Annotated in this window: 5 protein-coding genes; 4 read left to right on the forward strand and 1 reads right to left on the reverse strand. The window is 70.6% G+C overall.

Features of this window, described 5'->3' with window-relative positions:
• Positions 1 to 62 precede the first annotated feature (62 nt).
• The 4 genes from J1C73_RS09280 to J1C73_RS09295 all read left to right on the forward strand — a co-directional run bounded on the left by J1C73_RS09280 (position 63) and on the right by J1C73_RS09295 (position 3,297).
• Positions 63 to 950 (forward strand): ABC transporter substrate-binding protein, encoded by an 888-nt coding sequence (locus tag J1C73_RS09280; protein ID WP_207315911.1) that lies wholly within the window; start codon positions 63 to 65, stop codon positions 948 to 950.
• Between the two features lie 4 nt (positions 951 to 954).
• Positions 955 to 2,028, forward strand: a complete 1,074-nt coding sequence (locus tag J1C73_RS09285; protein WP_207315912.1) for an LLM class flavin-dependent oxidoreductase — start codon at positions 955 to 957, stop codon at positions 2,026 to 2,028.
• Between the two features lie 139 nt (positions 2,029 to 2,167).
• Entirely contained in the window at positions 2,168 to 2,953 is a 786-nt protein-coding gene (locus tag J1C73_RS09290) for a VOC family protein (RefSeq protein WP_207315913.1), read from the forward strand.
• An 89-nt stretch (positions 2,954 to 3,042) separates the two neighbouring features.
• On the forward strand, positions 3,043 to 3,297 hold the full coding sequence (locus J1C73_RS09295; protein ID WP_207315914.1) for a WhiB family transcriptional regulator: 255 nt from the start codon (positions 3,043 to 3,045) through the stop codon (positions 3,295 to 3,297).
• An 84-nt stretch (positions 3,298 to 3,381) separates the two neighbouring features.
• Here the strand turns inward: J1C73_RS09295 and J1C73_RS09300 are convergent.
• Positions 3,382 to 4,271: chitosanase (locus J1C73_RS09300; RefSeq protein WP_242643934.1), on the reverse strand; the 890-nt coding region annotated here is incomplete at its 5' end.

Below are 4,271 nucleotides of genomic sequence, written 5' to 3' on the forward strand. Positions count from 1 at the left end.
GTGGGCTCGGAAGATGTGTATAGGGGACGGCCCCCGACCGTGCCGAAGCCGGAGTGATCTGAATGACCCTGACCATCGGTGTCCACAGCAGCAACCCGTCCCTCTACCACCTGTACCACCTCTCCCGTCTGGGCTTCGCCCAGGAGGAGCTGGCCCCGCTGGGCGAGACCGTCGTCTTCCACCCGTACACCAACGGCGTGCGTACCGGTGAGCTCCTGACCCGGGGCGTCATCGACTTCGGCGGCACCGGATCGACCCCGCCGATCACCGCCCAGGCCGCCGGCCACGACATCGTCTACACCGCGGTCTCCGCCCCCCGCCCCGAACACGGTGCGCTCCTCGTCCCCGAGGACAGCCCGGTGCGCGCGGTCGCCGACCTCAAGGGCTCGACCGTGCACCTCGCGATCGGCTCCTGGCAGACCCATCTGATCGCCAAGGCCCTCGACGACGCCGGGCTGTCCTACGCCGACGACATCACCGCCGTCCGCAGCAACGACGCCAGCGAACAGCTGGTGCGCACGGGAGAGATCGCGGCCTGGGTCGCCCAGGGCGACCGGCTGGCCGCCGCCCGGCGCACCGGCGGCCTGCGGACCCTGATCCGTACCGGCGACGTCATCAGCGACCGCTCCGTCTTCTTCACCCGCCGGGACCTCGCGGAATCCAGGCCCGAGGTCATCGAGGCACTGACCCGGGCGCTGAGGCGCGCCGACGAATGGGCGGCGGCCCACCCCCGGCAGGCGGCCGAGATCGCCTCCGCCGATCTGGGCGGATCGGCGGACGACTGGGAGACCGCGCTCGAATCCCTGCCCTGGACGATCGAACCGGTCACGGACGCGTTCATCGCCGAGCAGCAGGAGGCCGCCGACATCTTCCACCGCACCGGCTTCATCGAGCGGCCGGTCACCGTCGGCCACGCCCGGGTCCGCACGGCCGCGGAAAAGGCGGTGTGACGACATGGCGACCGAAGTCCTCTGGTACATCATCCCGCGCGAGGGCGCCTATCCCTGGGAACCCGAGGGGCGTCGCCCGGTCGACCTGGGCTACCTCGCCCAGCTGGCCGGAACGGTCGAGCGGCTCGGCTACAGCGGTGCGCTGCTCGCCACCGACCTGTACGACGTCTGGCCGCTCGGCAGCGCGCTCGCCGCGTCGACCAGCACCCGCTTCAAGCCGCTGCTCGCCGTCCACCCCGGGCTCATCTCTCCGACCCTGCTGGCCAAGATGGCGCTCAGCTTCGACACCCTCTTCGGAGGCCGGCTGCGCTTCAACGTGGTCAATGGTTCAACCAAGTCTCTCCAGGAGTACGGCCTCCATGTGGAGCACGACGAACGGTACGAGCTGAGCGCGGAGTACTGGTCGATCGTGAAGCGGCTGACGGCCGGCGAGGTGTTCGACCACAAGGGCCGCTTCTACGACCTGAAGAACGCCGGCTCCTCCTTCCGCGAGCTGAAGCCGGTCCAGGACTCGCACATCCCGCTCTGGTTCGGCGGCTCGTCCGGCCCCGGCATCGAGATGGCGGCCGAACACGTCGATGTCTTCCTGACCTGGGGCGAGCCCCCGCACCTGCTGAAGGAGAAGCTGGACACGGTCCGGGCGCGGGCCGCCGCGTACGGCCGCACGCTCAGGATCGGGCTGCGGCTGCACCTCATCGTCCGGGACACGCAGGACGAGGCCTGGGCCGCGGCCGACCGGCTCCTCGACGTCACGAGCGACGCCACGTACGCCCGTCAGCTCGGCGACCGGGCGGGCGAGGACGGGGTGGGCTGGCAGCGGCAGTTCCGCCAGCACGGCGGGAAGGTCCCCGCGCACGCCCGGGAGCTGGAGGTGCACCCGAACATGTGGCCGGGCATGGGTCTCTTCCGCCCCGGCCCCGGAACGGCCGTGGTGGGGTCCACCGCGCAGGTCGTCGAACGGCTCAAGGAGTTCGAGGACCTGGGTGTGGACACCTTCATCCTCTCCGGCAATCCGCTGCTGGAAGAGGCCTACCGGGTGGCCGAGACGGTGCTTCCGGCGCTGGACGTCACACGCTGAGGGGCTCCCTTCCACGGTGCAGGGCACCGTGGAAGGGACGGTGGCCGACGGACTGCGGTTGTCCGTGCCCGGTGCCAGACTCGGACACATGGGGAGGAACCCCGATGTGCCCGAGAACGGACCACCGAAGGAGAGCACCATGCTCACCACCCGTTTTGTCGACGGAGCCCCCAACTGGATGGATCTCGGCACCCCGGATCTCGATGGGGCCACGGCCTTCTACACCGCCCTCCTCGGCTGGGAGTACGAGGCCGGGGGGCCCGAGACCGGTGGCTACGGGATGTTCACGCTGGACGGGAAGTCCGTCGGGGGCGTGATGACGGTCACCGAGGAGCAGGCGAAGCCGTCGTGGTCGGTGTACTTCCAGTCGTCGGACGCCGACGCCACCGCGCGGCTGGTGGAGAAGTCGGGCGGGAAGGCGTTGTTCGCCCCGATGGACGTGCTGGAGTTCGGCCGGATGGGCGGATTCACCGACCGCGCCGGGGCGTACTTCGGCGTCTGGCAGCCGAAGGGGCTTGCGGGACTCGGAGTCGTCGGGGACCCCGGCAGTCTGTGCTGGGCGGAGCTGTACACCCCCGACGTCCCGGCCGCCGCGGCGTTCTACGGGGCCGTCCTCGGCTGGGAGAGCAGCCAGGTGCCCTATCCGGGAGGCGGAGGCTCGTACACGATGATCCGGACCGCGGGCGGCGGCGAAGAGACCTCCTTCGGCGGGCTCGTCCCGCTCGACGCCGTGCCGGTACGGGCGGTGCGGGGGCCGCACTGGCTGCCGTACATCGAGGTCGAGGACTGCGACGCCACGGCGGCGGAGGTCGAGCGGCTGGGCGGCAAGCTCACACTGGAGCCGCTGGAGATGGAGGGCGTGGGCAGGTTCGCCAACGTCACCGATCCCCACGGTGCGCCGTTCGCCGTGATCAAGAGCGCGTAGACGCCCGCCGGCCGGGGTGGCGGCGGCCCGGCCCGCTGGTTGATGGATCGTTGATCAGTCGTTTATCGCGGCAGGGCACTGTGTGCCCCATGCTGATCAACACCTCGATCGACCCCGCTCTCGCCTGGCAGGAGACGGCGCTGTGCGCGCAAGCGGGGCCCGAGTTCTTCTTTCCCGCCCCCGGCAGCTCCACCCGGGAGGCCAAGCAGCTCTGCAACGCCTGCGAAGGGCGCCTGGCCTGCCTGGACTACGCCGTCGACAACGACGAGCGCTTCGGCGTGTGGGGCGGCCTCTCCGAGAAGGAGCGGGACCGGCTGCGCAGAGTCGGACGCGACCAGGCGTGATCCCGCTCCGCCCGGGTGACCAGGGGACTGCGGCGGGGGCCTGAACCGGGACGCTGCGCCGCCGGCCCGGACCGGGCGCCCGCGTCAGGACGCGACGTGGAACGTTTCGCCGTACATCTTCCAGGTCAGCGGCGGCTTCAGCGCCAGGTTGCCGTCGTACAGGAATTCCCGCTGCGTCGTGTCGATGCGCGAGGTGTCGTGCTGGTTCTTCTTCGACTTCATCACGGCTCGCGCGGCGTCCAGGAAGGCGTCCAGATAGGCCTTCTCGTCGCCGCCCTCGTCGACCGTGTCGGCCTCGGCCAGCGCTGCCTTGCGGATTCCGTAGAAGCCGTCCGGGGCCGTTCCGGGGCCCTGCAGCACCATGGCGTCGAAGTAGATGAACTGGCCCAGGGTGTCGAGCCCGTCCAGTTTGGCCAGCCGCACGGCCGGCTCGAAGTACTGCTTGTCCCGGACCCGGTCCTGCGCGGCACGGAACACCGGGTCCGTGGCCGACTTCTTCCAGGCGGCGGTGAAGCCGGGGTCGAGGCCCTTGTGCGAGCCGGTGCCGTCGACCTTGCGCAGGGCCGGGACGAACGGCGTCAGCGGGCTGCCCGGGTGGTCCTTGGTGAACGCCTCGACGAACGTGAGCATGTCGTGCGTTCCGGAGCAGAATCCGACGATCCCGGCCGTGTAGCCGGTGCCGTCGCCGTTGTCGTCGATCGTGGCGTACTGGCCGCGCCAGTCCAGTGTCGAGCTCTCCGAGCTTGCCAGCAGTTTCCAGGCGAGCTCGCGCTTCGCCGGTGCGTCCAGCCCGGCCGGCATCGCCGCGACGCGCTCGTCCAGTTGACGGCGTTCCTCGTCGTTGGCGGCGGCGTACGGGTCGGGGCCCACCGAGGAGTCGGCCGGGTCCGCAGCCGCGGGTGAGTCGGCGGGCGGCTCGGGATCGTCGCCGCCGCCGTTGAAGAGTATGGAGACGGCGATGGCTATCGGCGCGG

Origin of the sequence: Streptomyces laculatispora (assembly GCF_017353455.1) — a bacterium.
In the GTDB taxonomy this organism is placed as follows: Bacteria; Actinomycetota; Actinomycetes; order Streptomycetales; family Streptomycetaceae; genus Streptomyces; species Streptomyces laculatispora.

What these genes read in the sequence shown, in the direction of transcription:
- J1C73_RS09280 (WP_207315911.1), top strand. Translation starts at nt 63, where the DNA reads ATGACCCTGACCATCGGTGTCCACAGCAGCAACCCGTCCCTCTACCAC.
- J1C73_RS09285 (WP_207315912.1), top strand. Translation starts at nt 955, where the DNA reads ATGGCGACCGAAGTCCTCTGGTACATCATCCCGCGCGAGGGCGCCTAT.
- J1C73_RS09290 (WP_207315913.1), top strand. Translation starts at nt 2,168, where the DNA reads ATGCTCACCACCCGTTTTGTCGACGGAGCCCCCAACTGGATGGATCTC.
- J1C73_RS09295 (WP_207315914.1), top strand. Translation starts at nt 3,043, where the DNA reads ATGCTGATCAACACCTCGATCGACCCCGCTCTCGCCTGGCAGGAGACG.